General features: G+C 42.2%; 28 protein-coding genes and 4 tRNA genes. 16 read left to right on the forward strand and 16 right to left on the reverse strand.

Annotated elements, in window-relative coordinates:
* Window positions 1-38: 38 nt before the first annotated feature.
* Together KXD93_RS26350 and KXD93_RS26355 are read right to left on the reverse strand one after the other, a co-directional pair.
* A complete protein-coding gene (locus KXD93_RS26350; RefSeq protein ID WP_258140524.1) occupies window positions 39-728 on the reverse strand; it encodes a LytR/AlgR family response regulator transcription factor in 690 nt (229 codons plus the stop codon).
* A complete protein-coding gene (locus KXD93_RS26355) occupies window positions 728-1,828 on the reverse strand; it encodes a sensor histidine kinase (protein WP_258140525.1) in 1,101 nt (366 codons plus the stop codon). The genes KXD93_RS26350 and KXD93_RS26355 overlap by 1 nt, the downstream gene beginning before the upstream one ends.
* 96 nt (window positions 1,829-1,924) lie before the next feature.
* Here KXD93_RS26355 and KXD93_RS26360 point away from each other — a divergent pair, with 96 nt between their 5' ends.
* Window positions 1,925-3,241: a serine hydrolase domain-containing protein gene (locus KXD93_RS26360; RefSeq protein ID WP_258140526.1), complete on the forward strand. Its 1,317-nt coding sequence runs from the start codon at window positions 1,925-1,927 to the stop codon at window positions 3,239-3,241.
* Window position 3,242: 1 nt separating this feature from the next.
* Complete coding sequence (locus KXD93_RS26365; RefSeq protein WP_258140527.1) at window positions 3,243-4,466, forward strand: M28 family metallopeptidase; 1,224 nt, start codon at window positions 3,243-3,245, stop codon at window positions 4,464-4,466.
* Window positions 4,467-4,528: 62 nt separating this feature from the next.
* Here KXD93_RS26365 and KXD93_RS26370 read toward each other — a convergent pair whose 3' ends face one another.
* Entirely contained in the window at window positions 4,529-4,891 is a 363-nt protein-coding gene (locus tag KXD93_RS26370) for a hypothetical protein (protein ID WP_258140528.1), read from the reverse strand.
* A 393-nt stretch (window positions 4,892-5,284) separates the two neighbouring features.
* Here KXD93_RS26370 and KXD93_RS26375 point away from each other — a divergent pair.
* The 9 genes from KXD93_RS26375 to KXD93_RS26415 all read left to right on the forward strand — a co-directional run bounded on the left by KXD93_RS26375 (window position 5,285) and on the right by KXD93_RS26415 (window position 8,564).
* Window positions 5,285-5,358: transfer RNA gene (locus KXD93_RS26375), tRNA-Pro, on the forward strand.
* Between the two features lie 11 nt (window positions 5,359-5,369).
* Window positions 5,370-5,443: transfer RNA gene (locus KXD93_RS26380), tRNA-Ile, on the forward strand.
* A 95-nt stretch (window positions 5,444-5,538) separates the two neighbouring features.
* Window positions 5,539-5,613: transfer RNA gene (locus KXD93_RS26385), tRNA-Cys, on the forward strand.
* Window positions 5,614-5,618: 5 nt separating this feature from the next.
* A tRNA-Gln gene (locus KXD93_RS26390) sits at window positions 5,619-5,689 on the forward strand.
* Window positions 5,690-6,270: 581 nt separating this feature from the next.
* Window positions 6,271-6,591, forward strand: coding sequence for an ArsR/SmtB family transcription factor (locus KXD93_RS26395; RefSeq protein ID WP_258140529.1), 321 nt, complete (start codon window positions 6,271-6,273; stop codon window positions 6,589-6,591).
* A complete protein-coding gene (locus KXD93_RS26400; RefSeq protein ID WP_258140530.1) occupies window positions 6,588-7,088 on the forward strand; it encodes an SRPBCC family protein in 501 nt (166 codons plus the stop codon). Before KXD93_RS26395 ends, KXD93_RS26400 begins: the two co-directional genes overlap by 4 nt.
* A gap of 35 nt (window positions 7,089-7,123) precedes the next feature.
* Complete coding sequence (locus KXD93_RS26405) at window positions 7,124-7,558, forward strand: VOC family protein (RefSeq protein ID WP_258140531.1); 435 nt, start codon at window positions 7,124-7,126, stop codon at window positions 7,556-7,558.
* Between the two features lie 359 nt (window positions 7,559-7,917).
* Window positions 7,918-8,160 carry a hypothetical protein gene (locus KXD93_RS26410; protein ID WP_258140532.1) on the forward strand — a complete coding sequence of 81 codons (243 nt, stop codon included), beginning with the start codon at window positions 7,918-7,920 and terminating at the stop codon, window positions 8,158-8,160.
* Window positions 8,160-8,564 (forward strand): type II toxin-antitoxin system VapC family toxin, encoded by a 405-nt coding sequence (locus KXD93_RS26415; protein WP_258140533.1) that lies wholly within the window; start codon window positions 8,160-8,162, stop codon window positions 8,562-8,564. Before KXD93_RS26410 ends, KXD93_RS26415 begins: the two co-directional genes overlap by 1 nt.
* A gap of 108 nt (window positions 8,565-8,672) precedes the next feature.
* Here the strand turns inward: KXD93_RS26415 and KXD93_RS26420 are convergent, their stop codons facing one another.
* Window positions 8,673-9,260, reverse strand: a complete 588-nt coding sequence (locus tag KXD93_RS26420) for a hypothetical protein (RefSeq protein ID WP_258140534.1) — start codon at window positions 9,258-9,260, stop codon at window positions 8,673-8,675.
* Window positions 9,261-9,504: 244 nt separating this feature from the next.
* On the opposite strand from KXD93_RS26420, the gene KXD93_RS26425 reads away from it, so the two are divergent.
* Window positions 9,505-11,454, forward strand: coding sequence for a tetratricopeptide repeat-containing sensor histidine kinase (locus KXD93_RS26425; RefSeq protein WP_258140535.1), 1,950 nt, complete (start codon window positions 9,505-9,507; stop codon window positions 11,452-11,454).
* Window positions 11,455-11,523: 69 nt separating this feature from the next.
* Here KXD93_RS26425 and KXD93_RS26430 read toward each other — a convergent pair whose 3' ends face one another.
* The gene (locus tag KXD93_RS26430; protein ID WP_258140536.1) at window positions 11,524-12,348 is read right to left on the reverse strand and encodes a hypothetical protein; all 825 of its coding nucleotides are present in this window, start codon (window positions 12,346-12,348) and stop codon (window positions 11,524-11,526) included.
* A gap of 28 nt (window positions 12,349-12,376) precedes the next feature.
* On the opposite strand from KXD93_RS26430, the gene KXD93_RS26435 reads away from it, so the two are divergent.
* The gene (locus KXD93_RS26435) at window positions 12,377-12,772 is read left to right on the forward strand and encodes a sensor histidine kinase (protein ID WP_258140537.1); all 396 of its coding nucleotides are present in this window, start codon (window positions 12,377-12,379) and stop codon (window positions 12,770-12,772) included.
* A gap of 215 nt (window positions 12,773-12,987) precedes the next feature.
* Here KXD93_RS26435 and KXD93_RS26440 read toward each other — a convergent pair whose 3' ends face one another.
* The 6 genes from KXD93_RS26440 to KXD93_RS26465 form a co-directional block, all read right to left on the reverse strand.
* A complete protein-coding gene (locus KXD93_RS26440; protein ID WP_258140538.1) occupies window positions 12,988-13,539 on the reverse strand; it encodes an REP-associated tyrosine transposase in 552 nt (183 codons plus the stop codon).
* A gap of 205 nt (window positions 13,540-13,744) precedes the next feature.
* Window positions 13,745-14,464, reverse strand: a complete 720-nt coding sequence (locus KXD93_RS26445) for a hypothetical protein (protein ID WP_258140539.1) — start codon at window positions 14,462-14,464, stop codon at window positions 13,745-13,747.
* Window positions 14,464-14,889: a hypothetical protein gene (locus KXD93_RS26450; RefSeq protein ID WP_258140540.1), complete on the reverse strand. Its 426-nt coding sequence runs from the start codon at window positions 14,887-14,889 to the stop codon at window positions 14,464-14,466. Before KXD93_RS26450 ends, KXD93_RS26445 begins: the two co-directional genes overlap by 1 nt.
* A gap of 1 nt (window position 14,890) precedes the next feature.
* Entirely contained in the window at window positions 14,891-15,733 is an 843-nt protein-coding gene (locus tag KXD93_RS26455; protein WP_258140541.1) for a ParA family protein, read from the reverse strand.
* Window positions 15,734-15,921: 188 nt separating this feature from the next.
* The gene (locus KXD93_RS26460) at window positions 15,922-16,410 is read right to left on the reverse strand and encodes a hypothetical protein (RefSeq protein ID WP_258140542.1); all 489 of its coding nucleotides are present in this window, start codon (window positions 16,408-16,410) and stop codon (window positions 15,922-15,924) included.
* 208 nt (window positions 16,411-16,618) lie between these two features.
* Complete coding sequence (locus tag KXD93_RS26465) at window positions 16,619-18,073, reverse strand: RtcB family protein (protein WP_258140543.1); 1,455 nt, start codon at window positions 18,071-18,073, stop codon at window positions 16,619-16,621.
* Between the two features lie 324 nt (window positions 18,074-18,397).
* On the opposite strand from KXD93_RS26465, the gene KXD93_RS26470 reads away from it, so the two are divergent.
* On the forward strand, window positions 18,398-20,002 hold the full coding sequence (locus tag KXD93_RS26470) for an RNA 2'-phosphotransferase (protein ID WP_258140544.1): 1,605 nt from the start codon (window positions 18,398-18,400) through the stop codon (window positions 20,000-20,002).
* A 16-nt stretch (window positions 20,003-20,018) separates the two neighbouring features.
* Window positions 20,019-20,192, forward strand: a complete 174-nt coding sequence (locus KXD93_RS26475) for a hypothetical protein (protein ID WP_258140545.1) — start codon at window positions 20,019-20,021, stop codon at window positions 20,190-20,192.
* A 3-nt stretch (window positions 20,193-20,195) separates the two neighbouring features.
* Here the strand turns inward: KXD93_RS26475 and KXD93_RS26480 are convergent, their stop codons facing one another.
* Both KXD93_RS26480 and KXD93_RS26485 read right to left on the reverse strand, forming a co-directional pair.
* Entirely contained in the window at window positions 20,196-20,522 is a 327-nt protein-coding gene (locus KXD93_RS26480; protein WP_258140546.1) for an RNA recognition motif domain-containing protein, read from the reverse strand.
* A 206-nt stretch (window positions 20,523-20,728) separates the two neighbouring features.
* A complete protein-coding gene (locus tag KXD93_RS26485) occupies window positions 20,729-23,380 on the reverse strand; it encodes a glycosyl hydrolase 2 galactose-binding domain-containing protein (RefSeq protein ID WP_258140547.1) in 2,652 nt (883 codons plus the stop codon).
* Window positions 23,381-23,514: 134 nt separating this feature from the next.
* Here KXD93_RS26485 and KXD93_RS26490 point away from each other — a divergent pair, with 134 nt between their 5' ends.
* Window positions 23,515-24,099 (forward strand): LOG family protein, encoded by a 585-nt coding sequence (locus KXD93_RS26490; protein ID WP_258140548.1) that lies wholly within the window; start codon window positions 23,515-23,517, stop codon window positions 24,097-24,099.
* Here KXD93_RS26490 and KXD93_RS26495 read toward each other — a convergent pair.
* From KXD93_RS26495 to KXD93_RS26505, 3 genes are all read right to left on the reverse strand, one after another.
* Window positions 24,096-24,818, reverse strand: coding sequence for a zeta toxin family protein (locus KXD93_RS26495; RefSeq protein ID WP_258140549.1), 723 nt, complete (start codon window positions 24,816-24,818; stop codon window positions 24,096-24,098). The two genes, KXD93_RS26490 and KXD93_RS26495, sit on opposite strands and share 4 nt — an antisense overlap.
* A 3-nt stretch (window positions 24,819-24,821) precedes the next feature.
* A complete protein-coding gene (locus KXD93_RS26500) occupies window positions 24,822-25,016 on the reverse strand; it encodes a hypothetical protein (RefSeq protein WP_258140550.1) in 195 nt (64 codons plus the stop codon).
* A 63-nt stretch (window positions 25,017-25,079) separates the two neighbouring features.
* On the reverse strand, window positions 25,080-26,285 hold the full coding sequence (locus KXD93_RS26505; protein WP_258140552.1) for an MFS transporter: 1,206 nt from the start codon (window positions 26,283-26,285) through the stop codon (window positions 25,080-25,082).
* Window positions 26,286-26,320: the final 35 nt, after the last annotated feature.

Here is a 26,320-nt window from a genome sequence, read left to right on the forward strand (position 1 = left end):
ACTTTTTACTGATCACATAAAAAATAGGGCTTGTTTTTCTATCTAAGTTTACTCATCAGGCTATCCCTGTAAACTTTGCCTACCGGAAGCTTTTTACCTGCGATAGATACTTCGTTTCCTTCAAGGTATTTAATAGCCTTGAGCGAGGCTATATACGACTTATGGATGCGGGCAAACTTAGAAGCAGGCAACTGAAGTTCAAACTGGGTGAGTGTTTGTTTGGACATCACGCGCTCCTGCCCGGTATAAATAAAAATATAATTCCCGTAGGCTTCAATGTAGCTAATGTCATCGAAAAAAATTTTGGTTAGTTTTTTGTCGGATTTAACCATGAGAAATAGTTCCTCTTGTTTGGCTGTCGGGGCCGTCTCGCTGGTTTTGCCGACAGCCTTTTCGGTGGCTTGTACAAAGCGCGGGAAAGAAAATGGTTTAAGCAGGTAATCAGTCACTGACAGTTCGAAACCTTCGAGCGCATATTCCGGGTAAGCGGAGGTTATAATTACGGCAGGATACTTTTTAAGCGAGCGCAGCATTTCAAAACCGGTGAGGCGCGGCATATTGATATCGAGGATGATGAGGTCAATGTCATTTGCATTTAGCACCCGCATAGCTTCAAAGGCATCTTCGCAGCTAGCTACCAGGGTTAAATAAGGCACCTGCTCAATGTAGTTCTTGAGGATGTCCCTTGCGATGGGTTCGTCGTCGACGACAATGCAGTTAATATTCATTAGCTAAGGTCTATTTCCAGGTTAACTTGAAAACAATTGTTCTCTTTGGCGATTGTTAATTGATGCTGTTGTGGATAGATCAAATCCAGGCGTTGTTTGACGTTATTTAAACCAAGGCCGCCCCTGGATTTGTTTTTTACCGGAGTGTATTCCGGGTCTACGGAGTTTTGCACTTTGAGTTTTAAATGGTTGTTTTTGATATCAATGTGAATGTGTACAAATGCAGTTTGCCCTTTTGATGCTGAAAAATGTTTAAAAGCATTCTCCACAAATATGATCAGTAATAAGGGGGCTATATAATGGTCATTGTAGTCACCACTTATGTCTAAAGTAATATCGGTTTTTTCGCTCAAACGGATCCTTTCCAATTCTACGTAATTACTGATATAGTCCAGTTCCTTACTAACTGCAACATAGTTTTGATTAGTGTCATAAAGCGAATAGCGCAACAGCTCGGACAATTTAAGCATCAAGCCCGGAAGCTTTTTTGATTCGACCACAGAAAGCCCGTAAAGATTATTAAGCGTATTGAATAAAAAATGTGGGTTTAACTGTGCTTTTAAATGCCTCAGTTCATTTTCCTTCTGCTGCTTGTCCAGGATCAGCCGGTCCAAACCAATTTTGAATATCGTAGCCATCACCGTAAACGCGACAACACTGAAGGCTATATGTTCGTTCCGCCAATCAACCCGGTCCTGTATAGGGAATAAGAAGCCGACTGCGTTAAGCACATAAGGTAAACCGAAGATAAGCACCACCACCTGAACCATGTATAGAAAACCGCCCAAAAACCATTTACGTCGTTTAAACAAAGGCACAATAAGCAGGTTTTGCGAATAAGACGGAATAGCCAATTCTAATGTTATCTGGAAAACCATACAAATGGCCGTTAAACCCACCATTCGCGTTGGGTACTCCTTTAAAAAAAGATATAGTATAAAAACGACGATCCAGAACACAACCTGTGTATAAACCTTATAGGGGCGGGTAAATAAACGTGTCCAGTCAAATTGTTTCATGATCCAAAGAACGCTCATGCGAACCTTATCACCAAATATTGGTGATGAACTGTTAGTTTTTGATGATAAACGTTTCGTCACCGCTTAAAATACGTTTATCACCGCCCTGCTGATGTTAAGCACTTAATTTTTTAACGGTGTTTTTACAGGGATACATTTGGGTAAATATTAAAACAAATGAAAACACTCATCACCTCCTTTATCGCTTTATTGCTGCTGACAAATTCAGTTTTCGCACAAAAAGATACTGTACAGACAAACCTATTAAGGGATATCCCCACCTGGATGTCTGAATACCATGTGCCTTGTGTGGGCGTGGGCCTCATTGAAAATGGCAAGATCAAATGGGTAAAAAATTTTGGCGAGTTACAACAAGGCCACCGGGCGTCAAATAATACGTTATTCAACATCGCCTCGCAAACCAAACCGGTAACGGCGATGCTGACGCTGAAGCTGGTGGAAGCGGGACAATGGGACCTTGATGAACCGCTGGCGCATTATTGGATCGACCCGGATATTGCCGACGACCCCTATTTAATGAAGCTCACCACCCGCCTGGTGCTGAGCCACCAAACCGGCTTTCCTAACTGGCGCTCGGATAATGGCGGCACTAAATTAAAATTCAAGTTTGAACCAGGTACGGCTTCCGGTTATTCGGGTGAGGGCTTTGAGTATTTGCGCCGGGCGCTGGAGAAAAAGTTTCATAAATCCCTGGCGGTACTGATGGATTCGCTGCTGTTTAAGCCTTTGGGCATGAAGGATACCTATTACTGGAGCGACCATCTCGACACCAGCCGTTTTGCCATGTGGCACGATGGGCAGGGAAAACGCTATACCACCGCTATCCAAACCCCGGTGAATGCGGCTGATGACCTGATTACGACCATCGCAGACTATTGCCGCCTGGGTATAGATGCTATGGAACTGGCGGATGCCGGGAGACCGGTTTATGCCGAAATGGTGAAGCCCCAAAGAAGGACCAAGCCAGGCAATGCCTCCGGATTGGGCTGGGGGCTGGTGGATGGTCTGCCCGATGGCGGCTATGCCCTGCAGCATGGAGGCTCGGATATTGGAGTAAGAACTATGGCGGTTTTTCTGCCCAGGTCAAAAAACGGTATCGTGGTGATGACCAATGGTGACAATGGTGGTTTCATCTGCGACCGCATTATCAAACGCGCCTTGCCGAACGGTGCTTTAATCCTGCAAACGATGAACAAAAGCGCCAGCGTACACGAAAGGATCACAATAGCTGACGGGCTTTTGCAAAACTATACAGGCATCTATGAACAAAGTAATGGAAAACTGGTAAAGGTTGAGAAGGAAGGCAACGCCTTAAAAGTATCCGGCGATGGTATACCAACAGCTATGGTATTTCCTGAATCCAATAACAAGTTCTTTTTAGATGGATATGACGTACAACTAGAGTTCCCGGATGCCAACTCGATGGTCGTTTTTGAGGGTGGCAAACAAGTATTAAAAGTTAACCGTAAATAAGATGAAAAAGTTTATCACCGCAATATTGATTTGCGTTGCCTTTGCAGCACAGGCACAAACCATCAAACAATTAAAACAGGACATGTACGGAATCGCTTCGGACGCGACTGAGGGACGCTTCACAGGCTCGCCCGGTTACCTGAAGGCAGCCCGCTATGTCGCAGGACAATTAAAGGCAGCCGGACTAAAAACAACCCTTCAATCAGTTCCGTTCGTTTGGGATAATTATGACGGCAGTATCCTAACTATTGAGGGCATAACTTACCAGCACAAGGGCGGTAATTTTATCGTCCTGCAATATTCAACATCTGAGCCTGGTCATTGGATGATTTTAAAATCCATACCTGATTCCTCTGAAACAGAGAAACTGTTAAAGGAAAAAGTTGCTGGCGTGATCTTGCTGCCAAACAAACAGCAATCCGGCGATTGGGAAACCACAGTGATCAGGCAATACCGCTTTGGCTATATGCACTACGCTGCTGACTATGTACCTGCAAATGCACCGTTAAGCATCATCACGATCAGCCCGGCTTTGGCTGAAAAAGTAAATGACGGACAAAAGCTACTGGTGAATTTAAAATTCAGGACGGAGAAGGTAAATGGCTACAACGTTATAGCCAGCCTTCCGGGAGCCGATCGAAAACGGAAGAACCAAACCATCATCGCCGGGGCGCATCTTGACCATATCGGCCGTTTGGGAGCACATATCTACAATGGCGCTAATGACGATGCCGGCGGCTGTGTGGCGTTGATGGCAGCAGCCAGGTCCTTTTCAAAACATTTCGCCAGGAGATCAATTATGTTCGTGTTTTACTGTGGTGAAGAACTGAATTTATTAGGCTCGCGTTATTTTATGGAACACCCTCCTATTCCGGTAAAAGATATAATCCTGAACATCAATCTTGAACAGATCGGCAGCAAGCACCGTTCGTTTCATGGCATATGGGCAATTGGCGACCCACAATTCCATGATAGCTTTTTCGCTTCGGGCAGCATGTTTACGGGCGCCGATCTAAAATATAGTCCGACAGATAGTTTACGTGATGTGCTGAGCAATACCGACAGTTATAGTTTTATGAAGAAAAACGTGCCATCGGTATTATTGGGTTCAGGCGGTTTTGACGAACACCATACACCTGAGGATAAGATTGATTTGATCGACTTTGCGCATTTGCAGAAGGCAAGCCGGCTACTTGTATCGTTAATCGGTAAGCTTGCGAATTAAATACTTTATTTTCTCGATAAAAACCAACTTGCAAGAGCCCCCTGTCCTAAATTAGAAACAACTTACTGAAGTTTTAAAAGATCCATTGAACTCAAAACTAAGTAAGCTTTCTGTTCAGTTTTAGCCGGTACGATTTTTCCGCTGACACAAACAGTCTTGCCCTTTAATTCCCACACGTCCTTGAAAGGCATTAACGCCTGGTCACGCCTGATTACTTTGCCGGTTATGACCACAACAAATTGCTGATTTGGGTTAATGCCGCCAAAATCCAGGTAGACATTAATCTTGTTCATATGCAGACCATCGATTTTGCCACACACAGTTACCTGCTTGCCCGCATAATCCTTAGCCTGCGCGGGGGTGATCGTTTGTGCATAGGCGGCAAAAACGAAACATAAGATCGTGATAGTTAATAAATAACGCATGATTTTAGGTTTGATTTGGATAAAACGAATGGATGCTCGATTAATTGTAAGTCTGGGTAAATAACATGCATTGTCCGGCTTGAATTCCGATATGCACCTTTACCCTTTAACAAACAGTATTTGGTGTTAAAAAGCAAGTCAATAATGCCTTCAATTCAGCATCCGGTATTCATTGGGCGTCTCCCAGCAATATTACCTTTTAAAAAAATAAAGAAATTTTCTTGATTTATTAAAATAATGTGTATCATTGTGCCATGAAAACAACAACAATACTTTGCTTTATTCCCCAACTGATTTATCAGAGAGGATAGGCTATGTATTGACTTAACACATAAAAATACTTGAATCCTCTTAGATAATCTAAGGGGATTTTTTGTTTTAGTAGCATTTTTCAGGGCGATATATCAATTGGTCAGATTACCTGCTTTGGAAGCAGGAGGTTGTCGGTTCGAGTCCGGCTCGCCCTACTATTTTTTATGGAAATATAGCTCAATTGGTGAGAGCAGCATCCTGATACGGTGTCGGTTAGAGGTTCGAGTCCTTTTATTTCCACGTTGATAACCAGGAGAATTAGCAAACATGGCGTATGCGCCGGGCCGAAAACCCGGACATCCGGGATCGTTACCCGGGTTCTCCACTACAATATTGGTCAGTTGCCCGAGTGGTCCAAGGGCGTCCTCTGCAAAAGGATTGTGTCACAAGTTCGAATCTTGTACTGACCTCGTATTTTCCCGTGGTGCAACGGCAGCACGCCTGGTTTTGGATCAGGAGGTCGTGGTTCAAATCCATGTGGGAAAACTTGTTTATTTAAAATCTGATTTTGATTGCTTACTGTGCTTGTGGCGGGTAAGGGGAGCTACGCTATCTATAAAGATATTTCTTTATTTAATACCATTAGAGAATCCCCTGCTCTCGCTCAGATGATAAAAAAATCTCTGTCCTGGCAGAGGGGGGTAACAGGGTTAACATAATTTCGAAAAATTCATGTTTATATAATTGATAATCAAACACCTATAAAAACAGGGGGTTAACATTGATTTGCAATATAGACTACTAACTATCCAAACGCAGGGCACGGGTTGCACACCGTTCCAAGCGTTCCACTTTTACACATGGAACACCCGGAACACTATGAAACACGCTGATTACCAACATGTTTCATTTTTCCACTTGATTAAAATTACTGGTTAATCCTGGTTTGAATTTACATTCTGCCCTGAAGTTGACCGAGGTGACAGCTTTAGAAAGTTTATCCTACCTCACCCCCACCACCAAACTTCTTAAAATTTCACCCAAAAAAATAATTGCAATAAATTTGCGCAACTCAAAAGTTGCATATATATTTGCAACCTAAAGGTTGCTTATTTAGCTATTACAAAATGAAACAAGATATATTTCAAGCCATAGCCGACCCTACACGCAGGGCTATTTTGACCTTACTCGCCATCCAGGCTTTGACGCCAAATGTAATGGCCGAAAAATTTGAAATGACGCGGCAGGCGGTATCAAAACATATTAAGGTACTACACGAATGCGATTTGATAAAACCCGAGCAGAGTGGCCGGGAAATTTACTATCACTTTAACGCGAAAAAAATGCAGGAATTTGATCATTGGTTGGCCCAATTCAGACAAAACTGGGAAACTCAATTTAATCAGCTCGACCAATTATTAACAACAATTAAAACACAGAAACAATGAACAACGATTTGCTATTTGATTTTAACGTTGACAAAACAGCGAAAACGGTATACATCACCAGGGAATTTAATGCCCCGCAGTCTTTGGTATGGGATGCTTTTACTAAAGCCGAATTACTGGACCAATGGGGAGCACCCGCACCCATGCGCGCCAAAACCAGGTATATGAATTTTGAAGTTGGAGGGCGCCGGGTTTATGCCATGATCAGCCCCGATGGGCAAGAGCGTTGGGCGGTGCAGGAATTTACTGCTATTACTCCGAAAACCAATTTTAAGATGTACAACGCGTTTGCTGATAAAGACGAAAACCGTGAACTGCCGGGTTCTGAATGGGATTACAATTTCAGCGAACAAAATGGTATAACCAAAGTGAACATTACCATTTTTAATGAATCGTTTGAACGTATGGAGAAATTACTCGAGGGCTTCACTATAGGGTTTAAAATGACATTAGCAAACCTGGAAGAGCTGTTAACAACCTTATCGGAAAAACAATAAAAGGAAAATTTACAATCACATTTAAAATAAAAATCATGAGAACAATTAACCCATGGATCAACTTCAACGGAAATGCCGAGGAAGCATTCACTTTTTACAAATCAGTTTTTGGTGGCGAATTCACAAAGATCATCCGCTTTAAGGACCTGGCAAGCGCCGAGTTCCAGGTACCGGAAAATGAAGCAAATAAGATAATGACGATCGCCTTACCCATTGGCAAACACAATGTGTTAATGGCCAATGACGTTCCCGAATTTATGGGACGGGTGAGCGAAAGTGAAAACAGGTCGAAAATAGCAGTAAGTGCTGAAAGTCGTGAAGAGGCAGACAAGGTATTTAACGGATTATCAGCAGGTGGCGAAGTTGAAGGGCCGATCGGCGATAGCCCCTGGGGTACATACGCCGGGATGTTCAGGGACAAATATGGTATTGAGTGGATCGTGGAATTTGACCCGGCTTATAAGGGATAATTTTAATCGAAGTAAACCACTTTTATAAAAGCTCATTTTGAAAAAGATGGGCTTTTTGTGTTAAGAATAACTTTTAAAATTATAAATAATCACGCCGGCAAAGCGTTCCATTTTTGCACATGGAACAGGTGGAACACTATGAAACATGCTGATTATCAAGAGTTCCATTTTCTTGAATTGATTGAAATTGATGGTTAACCCTGGTTTGGGTTTAAATTAGGGTTGGAAAGGGAGCTAGGTTGAATTAATATTAAAACGTTGGGCAGTAGTGGCACGCCTCTTTGGGTTACTGCGGATAGCTCCAGGAAAGGTGTTTTTTTCGGTTGATTTATTTTGTATTTTTGAAAAAAGGAAATACGATGACGGTAGCGAACAAAAATATTGTTGATGCATACAGCGGCCTGTTTGAGGGACTGGATGTGGTTACGAAATCAAAAATTGTTAAAAACCTGTCCGACTCCATAAAACGGTCAGAAAGCAACCGCGATGGCGAGGAGTTTTTTAAGGCATTCGGCGCTTTTGAGTCAGAAAAGTCTACCGAAGAAATTATTAGTGATATCAAATCATCCAGGAAGTTTCGTAAAAAAGATCTGAACTTCTGATGCAATATTTACTGGATACCAGTATTTGCGTGTTTTATCTTCGGGGTAAGTTAAACCTCGCTGATATCATACAGGAAAAAGGACGTCAAAATTTTTTTATTTCAGAAATTACCGTTGCCGAGCTTCGTTACGGCGCCGAAAATAGCAACAACCCCGAAAAGTTACACAAGGCCGTAGATGCCTTTGTCAACGGACTTTCCATCATCCCCATCTTTGGTTCTATAAACCGTTATGCAAAAGAAAAGGTACGACTCCGCCGGATTGGCAAACCCATGAATGATGAATTTGATTTGCTGATAGGCGTCACCGCAATTGAAAATAACCTGATTTTAGTAACCGACAACGTAAAACACTTTACAGGCCTTGAAGGGATTAAAATAGAGAATTGGTATACCCGTGTTTGATCTCTATCCAATAGAATGCTGGTTACCTAAACGCGGGGCACTAGCCCACCACTCTGGAACAGCGCGGATACTAGCGCCAAGGGCGAGGATATTCCATGGCAGGACAAATTAATTAGTACATTCAATTGGTAAAAATTGAAATCTGCTCCTGTTAAAATTAATTGCCTTGTGATTTATGAACCAGGATTTCCCCAGGTAGTTTTCTATTGCACCAAATCCGAGAACTAATTTGGAGCCTTTCTTTAACAATGCAATCGGATTCCTGTAATGTGTTCTTTTGGTGCCATCGGCAAATATGTAGTCTGCAAATAAAGTATCCTTTTTAAACTGCCCTATAATTTCGCCGTGATCAAACTCTTTTTCCAACTCATCTGATTGTAGTTCTGAATATTTTATTTCTAACCTGCCATAAATTTTACCGTTCGGCATTGTTTTAAATTTCAAAAAAGCACTGTCTTTTTGATAGATAGCTTTGAAACAGTGTTCAGGATAATTGATGAGTTTATAACTATCACCGCTTCGCGGTGCTGTATTTTTTGTGTTGTGATTGCAACTAAACAAAAACACTGAAATAAAAAAAATCAACTTATAAATTTCATTTTTCGTCTTTAAATTTATTTTAGCTGTTAATGTTTTTGCTGCAAAACTTACGAAATAAAGTTTGTCATACTCGTGGAACTTATACTTTCTTCCCATTAAGCTAAAATAAATTAATCGGGTTGGTTTCGCAAGCAGAATGCTAACAGTGTTTTAGATCTAAGTTACGCTCCGCTAAACTTAGACCAGGAAGGGGTAAAAAGCAAATTGAGCTCGGCACTGAAATTGTCATAGAATTCCCGCTTACAGTAACTATTTAGCGCACAATTCATATAAAGAATAAGGAACTTATTTTAATATTTTCCGTATAACCCCTGTTAGCCGTTTTAATTAGTAACACCGTATGGGAAAACCTCTATTTATACACAAGTTGCATTTTTATATGCTGTGTATAATTACGTATGGTGTGCTCACTATTACCGCAGCTCCCTGCCTCGCTCAGTCAAACCGGATAAATGTTCTCCTTAAAAAACTTGATACGGCAAAGCACGATACCGACAGGGTAAATATTTACTATTCCCTTTCCAGATTATATTGGAGTAAAAATAGTGATAGCGCACTATTCATGGCGCAAAAGTCTCTTGACCTTGCACAAAAGATTCATTTCGAAAAAGGTATTGCCCTGGCGTATCTTACCAAAGGGGTGGCCCTGGGATCAAAAGGCAGATATCCTGAAGCGCTGGCAAGTCATTTTCAATGTTTGCGCATTAGTGAAAAATTGGGGATGACGGGATTATCAGGTAATCAGTATAATAATATCGGTATTGTGTATGCAACCATGGAGGATTATACCAAGGCGCTTTACTATTACCGGAAAGCTTATGCAATTGCGCTGAAACAGCATGATCCTACAGGGTTTGCTACCTACGGCTTACTGGTAAATATCGGGGAGATCTTCAAGAAAAAAGGGCAGCCGGATTCTGCCATAGCTTACACTGTCCGGGCGCTGACAATAGCGAGAAAAGTAAAAGATTCCATCAGCATAGCTATAGCATTATATAATATCGGTGAAAACTATGTTCTCATCAAAAACTACAAGCAGGCTCAGACTTACCTGTACGAAGCGCTTGATGTAGCAACACGGGCCGCCGATGATGAAGATGTAGCCTACTGTCATAATACCCTGGCCCTTGCCTGCTACTATACCGGCGACTACAAGTCGGCTATGTTATATGCACAAAAGGGATTGCTGGAAAGCAAAAAACTGGGGATTGTTGACCTGATTACAAAAGCTTATAACGTGCTGTATTTAACCCATCTAAAAATGGGCAACTATAAGCAAGCGTTGTATTACCGGGATCTTGAAGTTACGTTAAGTGATAGCCTGAAAACAGTGGAAAGACAAAAAGCTATCAGGAACATCCAGTCGACCTATGAACTGGAACAAAAGCAAATACAAATTGACCTGCTAAATAAGGACAAGATCATAAGGCAGAAGGAACTGGACCAAACAAAATTAAAACGGGATATACTAACAGCCGGAGCAGTGCTTTTACTACTACTGGCTTTCATCCTGTTCAGGAACTACTCGCAAAAAAGGAAGCTTAGCGAACAGCTCGCTTTACAAAATAAAGATATATCGGCACAAAACCTTCAGCTGGAAGAACTGGTACATGTAAAGGACCGGCTATTTTCTATTATCGGGCATGATTTGAGAGGGCCAATCCATACCATAAGCCGGATGATGGATATGATAAAGGAAAAAAGCTTATCAGAAGAAGAAAGCGATTACTGGATAGAGAAAGTATCAGAAACCCTTGTAATAACATCACATTTAGTTGAAAACCTGCTGTATTGGGCAAAAAGTCAGATGGATGGCATTCATACCAATCCTGCAAGCTTTGATGTACAAAAAACAATCGAACAAAATATAAGCCTGCTGAAGGAAAGAGCTGCAGAAAAGCAAGTACTGATAACGGGTTTGGAGGCTGCCAAATCTGAAACTGTTTATGGGGATGAAACAATGATTGATATCGTGATCAGGAATTTAGCGGAGAACGCAGTGAAATTTTCCAAAGCTGGAGACACCGTTACTATAGCTGCTGAAAAAAACAAAGCATTCACTGTTATTACCGTAAAAGATAACGGAAAAGGCATTCCGGAGGAGTCCAAGGCAAAAATATTTGACAAGTTTTCATCATACACTACTTTCGGCACAGCCAGCGAAAAGGGAAGCGGACTTGGCCTTTTATTGTGTAAAGAGCTTGTTGAAAAAAACAACGGCACACTTTGGTTTGAAAGCATGGAAGGCATTGGCAGTTCTTTCCATTTTACCATACCATCATTTACCTGATAATTTAACGCCCCTGGTCTAAGTTTAGCGCAGCGTAACTTAGACCAGGGAAGAGTGAATAACTTTATGCTATTTGTTTTTCATTATTTTTTCAAATTCGGCCTGGGTTAGAATTTCTAAAAATTCATCGCTAAAGTGCCATGCAGATACATACCCGGCTGACACAACGAAACTGATCACCCAAGTGGTCCTTGACTTCCATAATTTAAACGCACAAATATCTGTCGCGGTTATAAAAGGACTTGTTTCACCTAAATGTTGGTGTGAGGATGCTTTTATCGGATCGTCACCACCGGTCCCCAGGGGGATAAGATTGTTATGAAGCTTTGTTTTTTTAATTATATTATTGTCTTTGTCGAAACTGATCAGGTAATCATTTCCTAATAATACTTCATCCGGCGCAGTTTGCGCAGTAATGACGTAGACTCTTTTTGCCCCATTTTTTATAATAGGAACAAGATTTAAACTGGTATTTTGATAAAATTTAAAAAGCGTGTCGTTTGAAACAGCCTGTGCGGCTTTTGACCGGATGGTATAGAACTCTTTTTCATTGTCAGTAAATTTTCTTGTTGTTGTGTCTATACTGTATTTGGACGAGTCTAAATCATGACCGAACTTAACTGTCGCTATTACCACTGGATCTTCATTTTTAGAAAAAAAGACAGTGGTCATTTCTTTTTTAGTCTCATAGGAAAAATATCCACCCGATAGAAGTTTCTTTCCGCCGAAGCTGGAGGCGAAGACCTGTGTACTATGACCCGATGCCCATTCAGAATGATAAAGCATCTCCCCTTCTGCTTTGATGCTATCAGCAATCTTTCTCAGGTCATTTTTTTGCGCTGTTGCGTTTTGCGTCAGTATAAATAGGACAATCAATGTAAACAGCTTTTTCATTAATGGCGAAAAGGTTGGTAAATATTTTGTGAATATAAAAAACCTTGCGGATTTTGTAGCTACAAAAACGCTTGCGGTAGCCGGAGATGAAACAATGATTGATATTGTGATCAGGAATTTAGCGGAGAACGCAGTAAAATTTTCCAAAGCAGGCGATACTGTTACTATAGCAGCTGAAAAAAATAAAGCATTTACTGTTATTACTGTAAAAGATAACGGAAAGGGCATCCCGGAAGCATCCAAGGCAAAAATATTTGACAAATTTTCTTCATACACTACCTTCGGCACAGCCAGCGAAAAGGGAAGCGGACTTGGCCTTTTATTGTGTAAAGAGCTTGTCGAAAAAAACAATGGTACACTTTGGTTTGAAAGTATGGAAGGCATTGGCAGTTCTTTCCATTTTACCATACCATCATTTACCTGATAATTTTACCCGCTGGTCTAAGTTTAGCGCAGCGTAACTTAGACCTACAATGCCCAAAGCTTTCAGCTTAATAAAATGGCCCCTGGTCTAAGTTTAGCGCAGCGTAACTTAGACCTACAATGCCCAAAGCTTTCAGCTTAATAAAATAACCGGTACTAATCCCCCCTGGTCTAAGTTTAGCGCAGCGTAACTTAGACCTGCAATACTCAAAGCTTTCAGCTTAACAAAATAACCGGTACTAAACCTTTCTGATCGGTATAATAATCTTTTGCACTACTGTATAAATAATCCGGCGGATATTCAACTGCTCCTGATTCTACCGGGTTGTTGTGCAGGTAATCAAGTCGCTGGTCCATCATTTCATTGGTCGACAATTGTATAGGGTGATTATGCTGTTGCCAAAACTGGTATTTTTCATTATTGCTATTGTATTGGCCGGCCCGTCCAAACATCCAAAGCATCCACTCCCTCCTGCTTTCCTGCACGTTTTCGCTAATGGCTTTCAGGATTGTTTTTGACGTATGCCTTTTCAGGTCACGTATAATATCCGACAAGTTGCCTTTCTCCGTACTGATTATCAGGTGTACGTGACTCGACATAATACACCACGCATATAATTCAAGGCCCTTGTTTTCTATGCAATACTTTAAGCTATCTACAACTATCTCACAGTAAATCCTCCGTACGAACACATCTATCCAATTAACCGTTGCAAAACTTACGAAATAAAGCTTGTCGTGCTCGTGGAACTTATACTTTCTTCCCATTGAGCTAAAATAAATTAATCGGGTTGGTTTCGCAAGCAGAATGCTTGCTGTGTTTTAGGTCTAAGTTACGCTGCGCTAAACTTAGACCAGGAGGGATTATAAGAAATCATTTGTAAACAAAATTATTCCCTGCATTAAACACTGTTGCGCAACAGCCACCTTCTGTCTTGTGGCAGCGGAGAAAAACGCTCGCGGTAGTTGGGGATCAAGATAGTAACGGACTTCTTAAAGTTTTAGTAAAAGTATTTGAAATTAGGTTTTTTTCAACATTTGTAAAACTTAAACTTCGATGAAATTTATAAAGTAAATAGACAATAGATAGAATAGATATATTGATTGTATTGATGTGCCTCGATACGTCGAATTGAGATTTGACCTCTTCTAAATTTTTAGCTAAACCCATAAATATTTCGCCTTTAGTGTGAACCGTACGACAAAGTTCCTGATAGTGATGAAATAATTGATCGTTAAAAATTTTAGTGTTTTTATCTTCAATTGCTTTTATCAACGGATGGGAATCAAAATACAATTTCAATTCGTGCATTGGTGTGTAGTCATTCCTGCCTAAATTTAGTAACTCAAATTCTACAGGATGATCAAAGTAGTAAATATGATTGTAGAAGTTTTCGATTAATCTTCTTGTAATAATTAGCGACGGGTGATAAAATCCAATAAATATTAAACTACAGTTTGATAGTAAATCAGAAAGAAGTTCATTTAGAAAAAGGAATTTATTATCTTCTTTAAAATTTTCTTCTAATTTCCCCTCAAATAATGCAATGAGATATGTAAGTCTGTGGTATTTTTTAAGAAAGGGTTTGTTTTTAACATCGATTAAATGTAATAGTTTGCCGCTTTCAGCCAATTTGGCTTGAAATTTCGTAAAATCCTTGTCTATGTTTTCCGATTTAAAAATACCGCTCATCAAATTTTGATTTTACGTATCATAAGCTCCCAGTCCTTAAAAAAATTGGATTTGTCGCTTTTAGTAGAATCGGAGCCCTTGATCGATTTGATTGCTATATTTAAATCTTCAATCTTATTTTTGTCAAAATTAGAAATCGCAAGAATTACACGACCAATTATATCTTCTCTTTTTTTCTTTTCGGCACTCGGTATGAATATATCCAATCGCGTTGCAAAATCTGCGATATCTTGATTTTTTTCAAATAAATCCTTATTAGTTAATAAAAATGGAATTGTACCTATAAGGCTTTCTAAAGGATTATCATCGCTTTGCTTTTTTTCATCGTAGTTGACGATATCATTAGACTGTAATCCATCAAGGACTTTTCTAACATTATCAATAATCGCCACTAAATCTTTTTTTGATAATTTACTGTAGTCCATGTTACAATTTATTTAATAACTCTTGAGTAATAGATTTAAATTCTTCAGAATATCTTTTGTTTGCTGCATACGAATAAAAATTGTTTAGTGATTTTATACTTTTAGCAACTTTGGTAGAATGACTTGAATGGTCCTTAAAACAATCCCATCCACTTGTTTTTACACTTGTCATTATTTCTTCCGAGACTTTTCCAGCAGACACCATAGTAAATACAACGCCTAGATTTTTTAATGAATGCCCGTGTAGTTCTTCATACTCTTCTAATCCTCTTTCGAGCAACGGTAATCCTAAGGAAGATAAGTAATCGGGTTTAATAGGTATCAAATAATATTCAGATGCTAGATATGCACTTAATGTTAACAAAGAAAGAGTAGGTGGGCAATCGATAATAATGTAATCGTAATGACTGCATTTTTCATCAAGGAATTTTTTTAGTAAGTTTTCGACACCTCTCTTGTTTGTTTCAAAGTTAATTAATTTCAAAGAAGAAGGAATCAAATCGAGGTTACCAACTACTCGATTTCGAAGCAAAAATGTTCGGGCTTTAATAATATAATCATCTAAGTTAATTGGTTGACTTTTAGTTTTTTTTCTACTGGATGATAAACTTATCTCATCTTCCTTTGATGGCATCAATATATCATAGACAGTTTTTTTATTTTCGAAATGATTCAATATCTCGTTTTGACCAACCAAATATTGTGTTGCATTAAATTGCGGGTCAATATCTACTAATAAAATTTTTTTGGAATGGTACCTCCCTAATATATAGGAAATATTGACTGACAGGGTTGTTTTTCCAACCCCGCCTTTCATATTAATTACGGTAATCACTTTAGTCATTCTTAAAGGTTTAGATTAAAATCCGATTTTAGATATGATGTAAATTTAATATAATATTTCAATTTCATAACTGTATTTGCATTTTTGTCTACTTGACGGCGGCCGTGGTTCCCATTTGGCGCGAGTCTTACGGGCCGCTAATGCGTAAAAGCTACTCGTGATACCGCCTGCTAAGTCACCAAGTGCTGTTACCCACATTTCGCTTTCCAATCCACAAAATACTGCCTGATCATAGCATCTATATTTTCCCTTGTCGCACCAGCCCAATACCATTGATTCTCCGAATAGAGTAAATCGTCGTAAGCATAATACAACGAGAAAAAATCATATAAATCCGATTCATATCCATCATCTATGCAGACCTCTGTTAAGGTACTCAACACATTAAGTGTCTGAAGCTTTCCATCAAGTGCCTGGCCAACCAAATAGCAAGCGTAATTTCTTATAACCTGTTCGCGGTCGTCCCATTTCAAATCCAATTCCTTAAGAACCTTATCTGCCAGGCTTTGTAATTCAAACTGGTTATAAGGTTCAACTTCTCCGGCAAGGATTATCAAATTTTCGGTTTCAAATCCGGCTTCCAGCATACTGTAAGCCCAATCAATCCATTGCCTGTTAACATTCCTGCCAAGCATTTTAAAAGCTAATATTTCTGCCGTTGAGGGTATGGATTTCATTTGTTTATAATATTAGTCTTTAAAAATACAATTTCGTCATGCTGAATTTATTTCGGCACCCCACTTGCTAAGCTTGCATCATGCTTTCACGAGCGCAGACTTAGCACATGGTTACCTTTATGATGGGGTGCCGAAACAAGTTCGGCATGACGGTTGGGTGAATAAACTGCTACTGCCAACTCACAACTCACAACTGCCCACTCCCTACTCAGTCCTCCGGCCTCTCCCTTGCATCTGCCATTTTCACTATCCTCGGTTCAAATTTGGCGAGCACTTCCACCAGGTCGTGCTGGGCGGCCATAACGGCGTGGATGTCTTTGTAGGCCATCGGGGCCTCGTCTATGTCGCTGCCCATTAGGGTGATGCGTTTGTCGATCAGGTTGGCGGCAATGGCATCTTTATCCAGCGTTTTAAAGGCTGCGCTGCGGCTCATTAACCTGCCCGCACCGTGACTGGCGGAATTGATGCTCGCCGCGTCGCCCTTACCGCGCACCACAAAACCGGGTGTGCTCATGCTGCCGGGGATGATGCCGAGCACGCCTTCGCCGGCCGGGGTTGCGCCCTTGCGGTGTACCATAACTTCGGTGCCGTCGGCCAGCTGTTCCTTCCAGGCAAAATTGTGGTGGTTCTCAATCCGCATTAATGGCGAAAGGTTAAGCGCACGCGCAATTTTGTTATGGATCTCGTGGTGGTTGGCGCTGGCATATTCGCCGGCCAAATTCATGGCGATCCAGTATTCCTGTCCCTCGTCCTTATCCAAATCAAGCCATGCCAAATGCTTGGCTTCGGCAGGCAACTTAGTCTTGCTCATGGCGATCTTTGAATAATGATCTGCCACGCTCCCCCCAAATCCACGCGAACCGGAGTGCGACAACAAAGCCAAATACCTCCCCGCCGGGATGCCGTCCAAAGCGCCGTCGGCAATGGTGAGTTCGCCCCATTCCACAAAGTGGTTCCCGGTGCCGCTGGTGCCGAGCTGGGCATAAGCCTTATTCTTCAGGCTGCGGATCACCTTTGTTTCGCTCCACGCGCTGCTGTCAAACAACGAGCTGTCGTGGTACGATTTGGTGGTGCAGCCGATGCCAAAATAAGTATGCTCCAGCAGCATGTTCTGCAACTTGGCAGTTTCGGTGTCCACCGCTTCGGCAGGCAGGTCGAAAATGCTGAGGCACATGCGGCAGGCAATATCCACCCCAACGGCAAAGGGAATAATGGTGTTTGCCGTGGTGGCCAGCACCCCGCCGATAGGCAGGCCGTAACCCTGGTGCGCATCGGGCATGAGGGCGCCGGCAACAGCTACCGGCAATTTGACAGCTGTCTTCATCTGTGCCAGGGCGCCCACCTCAATATGTTCCAGTCCCCATACCGGGAAATCGGCAATCTCTTCCTTCAACTTAAAGTTGGTTCGCTGCTGTTTTAAAAACTTGCCGTCCTTACGCAGCTCAATAATGCTTTCGGCCAGGTTTTTAAACTTACCGCCCTTCTTTAAGGCGTAAGGCATCGGGTCGTCAATAAGCGCTTCCAAATTTGCCAGGATTTCGGGCTTGGCCATTACGCCGTGCTTCAGCAAACCATTCGCCACGCGACTGAATGCTTCTAATATTTTAACGTCGTTAATGCCGAGGGCGGTTAACTCGTTGTTGCTTACTTTTTCTTTTTCCATTGTAGTATTCTTTTTTACCCTCAACATTTTTTACCCCTCTAAATCTCCGCTTATAAAGGGGAGACTTTGGGCTTCGCTTGTGGAGAGTTTGTTGTATTATTGATTCTTCTTCCTCGTTCGCCGGTGCCTCCCCTCCCTCAACTGAGGGAGGGGTCGGGGGAGGGTAAAATCGCCAGTGCTTGTGCCGACCTTCCCCCCCCTCTCACATTCAACACCACAAAAAAACACCCCTCCTGCGCAATCTATTTGCGCAGTAAAAAATAAATTAATAAATTTCAAAAATAATTCACTCATTCGCCAATTCACTCATTCACAAATTAAACTGTGCCTGTTAACCGCAACGCCCTTATCCGTTACCGCACCATCGATAGCTGCCTGCAAAACCGCTATAAAAAGTGGACGCTGGACGACCTGATCGAAGCCTGTGGCGACGCCATTTACGAATACCAGGGAATTGATACCGGGGTGAGTCGGCGTACCATACAGGCCGATATAGAGATGATGCGCAGCAATAAGCTGGGTTATGAAGCGCCGATAGTGGTGGTTGATAAGAAGTATTATACCTACGGCGACAAAAATTACAGCATCACCAACAGCCCGCTAAACCAGCAGGATATGCAGGTATTGAGCGAGGTATCCGGCCTGTTAAAGCAATTCAAGGGCTTTAACCACTTCACCGATCTTAACGAAATGGTGAGCAAGCTGGAAGACAAGATCTATTCGCAAAAAAACCAAAGCACGCCGGTTATTGATTTCGAGAAGAATGACAACCTGAAGGGATTGGAATGGATCGAGGTGATCCGCAGGGCTATTGTGGCTAAGAAGGCGGTGTGCATTTCCTACCAGTCGTTTAAGGCGCGGGAGGTAAGTAGTTTTTGTTTCAGTGCCTATTTGCTAAAGGAATACCGCAACCGCTGGTTTGTGCTGGGGGTTCAGCATAAACGGAACACCCTGCTCATGAACCTTGCTTTAGACAGGATCCACGCTATCCGGGAAGACGAAGAGGCCTACCTGGAAAACAAAACTATAGACCTGGCTACTTATTATAACGACGTGATCGGCGTTACAAAATCACCCAACCAGCGCGACTGTGAGGTGATCTTCTGGATAGATAATGCCAATGCGCCTTATGTAATTACCAAGCCGCTGCACCATACGCAAAAATTATTAAAGGAAGTGCCTGACGGCAAGATCTTCAGCATCCGGGTGATCATGAATTTTGAGCTGGAGCGCGAGCTGCTGGGCTTCGGCGCCAAAATGCGGGTGCTGGGGCCGAGGATCCTGGTGAAGCAAATGAAGGCACAACTTTTGAAAACCCTGGAAAACTACAATATGGATGAGGCAATACCGAGGGCCGATAGCTTAAACTCATATGGTACGATGAGTGAAGGGGATACAACAACCGTTAGCAAGTTTTTAAGCCTGGTGTTAAGGCACCGGCCGCAGCTGATCGGCATAGAACCGGACGAACAAGGCTGGGTAAATGTAGACGAACTGCTGCAGCAAGCTAAGGCCCACGGCAGGGACATCAGTCCGGAGCAGTTAAACCACGTGGTGGAAACCAATAATAAAAACCGCTTTGCCTTTGATGAAACCCGGCAGAAGATCCGCGCCAGCCAGGGGCATTCAATTGACGTAGAGTTGGGCTACCAGCCGCAAATGCCTCCCGAGGTATTATACCACGGAACAGGAGAAAAATCTGTTCCATCTATTTTGGCCGGCGGATTAGAAAAGCGCAACCGGCAGCACGTACATTTAAGCAGGGACCGGGAAACTGCAACACAGGTTGGAGGCAGGCATGGCAAACCCGCAATATTTAATGTGCTCGCGGGGGAAATGCATAGGAACGGTTATATTTTCTACCTGTCGGAGAACAAGGTTTGGCTCACGGATGCTGTGCCTGCGCAGTTTTTAAAGTTGGTGGAGTAATTATTAGAGAAGTAAAATGGATAACCGCAACATCAGGCCCGAATGGGTGCCATCGGGTTATAGGGAGGAAAATAAGGAGCAGGCCGAAGTTGCCAAACCTGGCGACGTAACATCATCAACCCAAAGCAAAGATCTTTCCAGGGAGCGAAAAGCCGGTAAAAGCTCCCCGCGAAAAATATACAAGCCTTGATTCTTAAAACTGCTTCCTCGGGCGTTTTTTCCGCTCCTCGTCCCGCGGGCCGTTGAACTTGGAAACAAACCTCGGTTTTGGTGCGGGTTTATCCTCGCGGATCTTAACTGCCAATTCACGACCGCTTACTGTTGTGCCATCCAATGCTTCAACCGCACGTTCGGCACCCTCTTCACTAACCATCTCCAAAAAGGCATAGCCCTTACAGATCCTGGTTTTCTTGTCCCTCACAATCTTTATCGTACTAATGTCACCATGAAAGCCGACGAGCATCGCGATGTCGAGTTCCGTAAAATCAAGAGGAAAGCCTCCTACAAATAATTTGGTCATAAATTATATAACAGTAATAGGACAAATATAGTACGTTGGCTGACAAAAGCTAGAAAATTAACATAAACTGATGCGGATCATTCCATTGGCGGGTAAAACCCGGTCCCGGTAACTGTTTTTTTACTTCATTAACCCATCCTGCTAAAACTGAAGCGACAACGAATTCACAAAAAAGTGCTACTAAAAGTGCCCGGCCACTGCCCAAATTATTCTCCAAATCCTGAATTTTCGCCGGCTTTACTATTGGCGCCGTCAATATTCCAACCGTTTACTAAAATATAAGGCGTTGCGCTCCCGGCATCCTTGTGCTCGTAGCTGCACTCAATTGTCCTGCTTTCGCCCGGCGCCAAGGTGATGTAGTTGTCTTCAAAAATAACAGGCAAAATATCTTCGCCGCCTTTTTCCTTCAAAGCCCTTATATGCACAAAAAATGCTACCGTTTTCCCTGTATTGGTTATGGTGATCTTGTGCGATGCTTCCTTTTCTGTTTTATTGGATGTATGACTTACGGTTAAAGTGGCCTTTGGCATATTACCCAGCGCACTATAATCTGCAAAGACAGATTGCGGCGTATAGTACCAGGTAGATTTACCCCAGTTCAGCACATCCTTTTTGTCCGACAGCCAATACCAATTGATACTCTTAACCTCGCCATTGGCGTCCTTTAATTCCAATCGAACGAAATAAACGTCACTCATGCCGGCAACCTGGGGCAAAGTAAAACACAGTTTTGTGCCATCTGCACCCACGTCAGCTTTTGTTTCCTTCGTATATTTCAGTGTTCCGTCAAGGTTATAACCCGTTGCCTTTACCTGCAAACCGGTAAAAGGCTTCAACAAGGAATTGATAATGTTTACACTGTTGGATTTGTAAGAATACATCACATGCAGCGGCTCCATGGATTTTTTCATCCCGAAATAGGTTCCTGCCGGATACAGGTAGTAATCGTAGGTGTGCCAGATCAAACTTGGCCATGGATTACTGAGCATCCACTGCACCACGCCTGTTGCGTTATTATATTTTTTCAAGCCATAACCCTCCATCATAGCGCGGTGCCCTTCATAGTTTTGCAGTTGGGCTTTTGCAAGGTAATCCGCCATATTTACGGGCGTTCCGTAACGGGCATAAAGCGCTATGTCGAAGATCTTAGTGTTACCGAACTGCATGGTGCCGCAATGATAGAGCCAGTCGAGGCTCTTGTTATTGATGGAATCCTTAGGCAAGAATTTGATCAAACTTTCATATGGCGGGATAGACGGCCCTGGCGAGATCTCTGTTGCGAAGCTCCATGCACCACCATACTTTGTTGTATCAGCCTCCCAATATGCAGGGGGCACGTAATCATAAGGACCGGCCATCTTCACCCCTGTTGGGCCGGAAATCTTCGACGCGGTTTCATTTGCACTGGCGATGGTTGGGTTGGGCCATTTCAGGTCGGCTTCAATTGCCAGCCAGTCGGCCTCCACCTTTTTTACGCGCGGCGGCATATCGCTGCCGTTAAGCCAGATCAGCAACGACGGCTTATTGCGCAACCAGTACATTACGCTACTGTCTGACGACATGGCGATACTTCTTTTGGCGGCGTCCCATTTATCAGGATATTGCCATGCGCCGCAGCACATCCATCCCGTCATAACCAGCAAACCCTCCTTATCGCATATCGAATAAAAACTATCATCCTCCAGCTTGCCTTCCGAGCGGACAATGTTCATGTTCATATCTTTCACCAGTTTCAACTCCTGCTGCTGGCGCAATACCGACCTGCGCTGAAAAATATCCGGCGACCATGCCGCACCGCGCAGCATAATAGGCTTACCGTTTACCACAAATTTCCTTGCCTTATTGTTATCAATCAATACTGAAGTAACCTGCCGGATGCCAAAGTTTTCAGTGAGCTCGTTACTTATCTTACCACCGGTAGTTAATGAAAGCTCAACCCTGTTTAACTCCGGCTTACCATATTGCCATGGCCACCAAATCCGGGGGTTCTTTATATTGAGCTGCGGGTAAGCAGCGGAACTAAATGTAACCTGCTTTTTCTGTCGCGGCAGCAAATGAACCTTTTGCTCAAAGCTGATATCGCCATTAATTTTCCCCTTAACTATCGCGTCCTGCGGGGCATCGGTATAATTTACTGCCATGGCATCAACCGACAAATGCGCCACAGCCAATGAGGGCAAATCAAACTTTGTAGTAACCAAAGGATACTCCACACCAACCTTACGATAAGTTTTTATTTCCACATTATTGATGATACCGTTGTTGAAATCGGGTGGATAATGGATCCAATCGGCGTAGTCAATAGCAAGATCGCCTTCACCCTTGTTAGGATTAAACGGACGTTTTACTTCGATGGCCAATACATTTTCACCGGTGTATTTTATATTTTTGGTGATATCAAGCTCTATGATGCGGAACGGGCCGATGATCTGCGTTGAATCCGCTATCAATTTCCCATTGAGCCAAACATTTGCCTTGTAGTTTATTCCCTGCAGCTTAAGCACCACATTTTTGCCACTTTCCGCTTCGGGGAGTTTAAACTCTCTACGAAACCACCAGGGCTTGTCCAGCCGGGCATCATTTAATTTTTCAAAGTTCCTGCTATAAAAAGGATCAAAATCATACACTTTATTGGCAATTAAACCGGCTATAACCGTTGTTGGCACACTTACCCTATACCATTTATCGGCTTTAAAATTCCCCGTCGAAATCTGGCTACCCTTCGAAGCATCCGTAATTGCCGATTGCATGTTCCAATCGTTTTTTAACAACTGCCGGTAGCTTTCTGTCGCTTCATCCTGGCTAAAAGCATATTGGCAACTGATGCCCAGAAAAACAAGAAGTATGATTTTTTTCATTTCAATGTTAAATAAGGGCCAAAGCCGTTTGATGGCGGGTTTTATTAATGGTTCACAATTTTAATAAAATAATACCGTAAACTTTTTTTCGTCAGCGTCTTTTTACGACCTTCGCCCACTACAAACGTACTACTATGAAGGCTATCTGTGTTTTTTGCGGCGCCAACTTTAACGGCGATCCCGTACTGCTCCAGGCCATCGAACAACTTGCCGAGATTATGGTGAGCCGGAATATCACCCTTGTATATGGCGGCGGCAAGGTTGGAGTGATGGGCCTCCTGGCCGATGCTATTTTGAGTAAGGGCGGGGAAGCCGTTGGTGTTATCCCGCAATTTTTACTGGATAAGGAAGTGGGCCATCCTGGTTTAACCAAACTGCACATCGTTGATAACATGCACCAGCGCAAGCAAATGATGAACGACCTGTGCGATGGCATCATCATGCTGCCCGGCGGCTTTGGCACGCTCGAAGAATTCTTTGAGGTACTAACCTGGCTGCAACTTGGGTTGCATAGTCACCCGGTGGGCATTTTGAACGTAAACGGTTTTTATGATCTGTTACTTCAGCAAATGGACCTAATGGTTGATCAAAAGTTTTTGAAGCCGGCAAACCGTAAGTTAGTTTTAACATCTGGCGATGCTGTTGAGCTGGTTAATTTGATGGATAGTATTGAGATTAAGCCAGACGAGGTTTGGTTCAGGGATATGAATTTGACTTAGGACAAAAGCTTTTTTACAGTATCTGATATATTATCACTCATTACTATTTTATTGTTATGTTTTTCGAGGGTGATTGCAAAGCCATCTGAATTATTAACAATATAAGCATCATCCGCTATCTCTAGGGCTTTCGGTAACAACGCAAATGAGCGTTCATATCTGCTTCTTATTACTTCCGGGTTCACATTGTGTAAACCCATCAACGCTCTAAGCCCAACCCTCATTATATTCAATTCCGGATTATCAGTGTAAACAAAATACAAATAGGTCTTGTATCCCTTAGATTTTGCTATTCCTAATAAATCGACTTTCGATTCATGTGACATTACTGTTTCATAACAAAAAGATTGACCGGTTTCCAGAAGCTTCTCAACCAGAAAAGAAGCAATAAATGATGCATGATAGGAATTTATCTCGTTTTTAGGGAACGCGAATTTCAATATTCCTGCTTTTATATTAATCTTATCTAAAAAGATCGATTCCTTAATCTTTTCATGAAACAAGGTGGAAGATTTAATATGATCAATAAAATCCTTTTGGGAGACGCTTACACGGTAGGCATTAAAGTTAAAACGAGAATTTGCTTTTATTTCCCGCTCGTAACGATCTGCATTAATATATAGCTCTGTGTGAATCGAGCCGTTACTTCTAAGATATTCAAAAAGAGAAGTCTTTCCTGAACCATTAGGCCCTGCGAACATCCGAAATTTAGGAGGCATTTATTATAGAGAAACTTGTAATTCCTTCAATCGTTCCTGGGTAGCTATTTCTGTGTGTTTATCGGGAAACACCAACGTAACCACTCCATCTCTTAACACAGCATAGGGTAAATGATTCCTAAAAGCCTTTCTTTTGGCGGGTAAATCCGCGCCTTTGATAGCCTCTTCAAAATTTTCTATATCTACTGCTATTTTCATCTTACTAAATTACAAATAAAATTATAGAATGTTTATTACAAACACCAGCCTTATTTATAATGGCTAACCCACCCTCACAAACCTATACAACAAATAATATCCTCCAGCGGCCAAAACACTCAACCCGCAAAGTGCCCACCATAGTAAATTAAATCCACCAAAAGCTATGATAGCGCCGCCGGTAACCGGGGCAATAACCTGCGCAGCGGACCATGACATGGTGTACAGTGCCGCATATTCTCCCCTGTTATATTCGGTTGATCTGCTGATCCAGAACGAATTCATAAATGGCATGCTCAGCATTTCGCTAAAAGTAATCAACAAAACAATAAATATCGCCGCCACAGTACTCGCCGGTAAGAATATCAGCAGCACAAAACTAACAGCTCCCATCAAAATACCGCTGATGATATAGATCAATCCATGACGCTTGCCCTCCAGGTTGTGAATCAACACCATTTCAACTACACCGATCAAAATGCCGTTCAGCGCCATTAGAAATCCAATAAAGCGTTCGCCAAAATGCCATTGAAGTTTATAAAAAACAGGCTCCATTATAAAAAACTGGAAGAAACACATGGCAAAAAGTGTGGAGAATAAAATAAAAATCAAATAAACACCATCATTCCATGGCGACATCTTTTTGATTCCCTCCGCTATCTTTTTCATACCGCCAACAATGCTTGACCTGGGCATTATCTTCAGCAATAGTAAAGCGGCCAGGATGTTGGAAACCCCATCAACCCAAAACAATAAATGATAATTTATGGAAGCTATTAATCCACCCAAACCTGCACCAACAGCCCATCCAAGGTTTATTGCCAGTCTGTTAAGTGAATAGGAACGGGTTTTATTTTCCGGAGTACTATAATGTGCGATGGCCGTCGAGTTTGCAGGCCTAAACGACTCATTACAAAAACTCAGCACATAAGTGCCGATACAAACCGTTAAAAATGTATGCTGGTAACCTAAAACAATAAACAGCAAGCCGCCGCTTAGCAAAGCACCAACCTGCAGATCATAAAAACCAAATTTGTCTGTAAACTTTCCACCAACAAACGCTCCGCAGATAGAACCGACACCAAACAACGACATAATCACCCCGGCCTGTACGATACTAAAATGCAACTGCTTAACACAATAAATACTCATGAACGGAACCACCATAGTACCACTCCGGTTAATGAGCATCACCAGGCTTAGGTACCAGCTATTTTTGGAAAGTCCTTGGTAAGCGTTTTTGTATAATTGGATGAAGGAGGTAAACATTGTAGCGTAAAGATAGTTAAAAGCAAAAAGCTGAA

The organism is Mucilaginibacter phenanthrenivorans (assembly GCF_024721155.1).
Lineage (GTDB): Bacteria > Bacteroidota > Bacteroidia > Sphingobacteriales > Sphingobacteriaceae > Mucilaginibacter > Mucilaginibacter phenanthrenivorans.

Coding starts and splice junctions, on each gene's coding strand:
- KXD93_RS26350 (WP_258140524.1), bottom strand. CDS start 728: ATGAATATTAACTGCATTGTCGTCGACGACGAACCCATCGCAAGGGAC.
- KXD93_RS26360 (WP_258140526.1), top strand. CDS start 1,925: ATGAAAACACTCATCACCTCCTTTATCGCTTTATTGCTGCTGACAAAT.
- KXD93_RS26365 (WP_258140527.1), top strand. CDS start 3,243: ATGAAAAAGTTTATCACCGCAATATTGATTTGCGTTGCCTTTGCAGCA.
- KXD93_RS26370 (WP_258140528.1), bottom strand. CDS start 4,891: ATGCGTTATTTATTAACTATCACGATCTTATGTTTCGTTTTTGCCGCC.
- KXD93_RS26395 (WP_258140529.1), top strand. CDS start 6,271: ATGAAACAAGATATATTTCAAGCCATAGCCGACCCTACACGCAGGGCT.
- KXD93_RS26400 (WP_258140530.1), top strand. CDS start 6,588: ATGAACAACGATTTGCTATTTGATTTTAACGTTGACAAAACAGCGAAA.
- KXD93_RS26405 (WP_258140531.1), top strand. CDS start 7,124: ATGAGAACAATTAACCCATGGATCAACTTCAACGGAAATGCCGAGGAA.
- KXD93_RS26410 (WP_258140532.1), top strand. CDS start 7,918: ATGACGGTAGCGAACAAAAATATTGTTGATGCATACAGCGGCCTGTTT.
- KXD93_RS26415 (WP_258140533.1), top strand. CDS start 8,160: ATGCAATATTTACTGGATACCAGTATTTGCGTGTTTTATCTTCGGGGT.
- KXD93_RS26420 (WP_258140534.1), bottom strand. CDS start 9,260: ATGGGAAGAAAGTATAAGTTCCACGAGTATGACAAACTTTATTTCGTA.
- KXD93_RS26425 (WP_258140535.1), top strand. CDS start 9,505: ATGGGAAAACCTCTATTTATACACAAGTTGCATTTTTATATGCTGTGT.
- KXD93_RS26430 (WP_258140536.1), bottom strand. CDS start 12,348: ATGAAAAAGCTGTTTACATTGATTGTCCTATTTATACTGACGCAAAAC.
- KXD93_RS26440 (WP_258140538.1), bottom strand. CDS start 13,539: ATGGGAAGAAAGTATAAGTTCCACGAGCACGACAAGCTTTATTTCGTA.
- KXD93_RS26445 (WP_258140539.1), bottom strand. CDS start 14,464: ATGAGCGGTATTTTTAAATCGGAAAACATAGACAAGGATTTTACGAAA.
- KXD93_RS26450 (WP_258140540.1), bottom strand. CDS start 14,889: ATGGACTACAGTAAATTATCAAAAAAAGATTTAGTGGCGATTATTGAT.
- KXD93_RS26455 (WP_258140541.1), bottom strand. CDS start 15,733: ATGACTAAAGTGATTACCGTAATTAATATGAAAGGCGGGGTTGGAAAA.
- KXD93_RS26460 (WP_258140542.1), bottom strand. CDS start 16,410: ATGAAATCCATACCCTCAACGGCAGAAATATTAGCTTTTAAAATGCTT.
- KXD93_RS26465 (WP_258140543.1), bottom strand. CDS start 18,073: ATGGAAAAAGAAAAAGTAAGCAACAACGAGTTAACCGCCCTCGGCATT.
- KXD93_RS26475 (WP_258140545.1), top strand. CDS start 20,019: ATGGATAACCGCAACATCAGGCCCGAATGGGTGCCATCGGGTTATAGG.
- KXD93_RS26480 (WP_258140546.1), bottom strand. CDS start 20,522: ATGACCAAATTATTTGTAGGAGGCTTTCCTCTTGATTTTACGGAACTC.
- KXD93_RS26485 (WP_258140547.1), bottom strand. CDS start 23,380: ATGAAAAAAATCATACTTCTTGTTTTTCTGGGCATCAGTTGCCAATAT.
- KXD93_RS26490 (WP_258140548.1), top strand. CDS start 23,515: ATGAAGGCTATCTGTGTTTTTTGCGGCGCCAACTTTAACGGCGATCCC.
- KXD93_RS26495 (WP_258140549.1), bottom strand. CDS start 24,818: ATGCCTCCTAAATTTCGGATGTTCGCAGGGCCTAATGGTTCAGGAAAG.
- KXD93_RS26500 (WP_258140550.1), bottom strand. CDS start 25,016: ATGAAAATAGCAGTAGATATAGAAAATTTTGAAGAGGCTATCAAAGGC.
- KXD93_RS26505 (WP_258140552.1), bottom strand. CDS start 26,285: ATGTTTACCTCCTTCATCCAATTATACAAAAACGCTTACCAAGGACTT.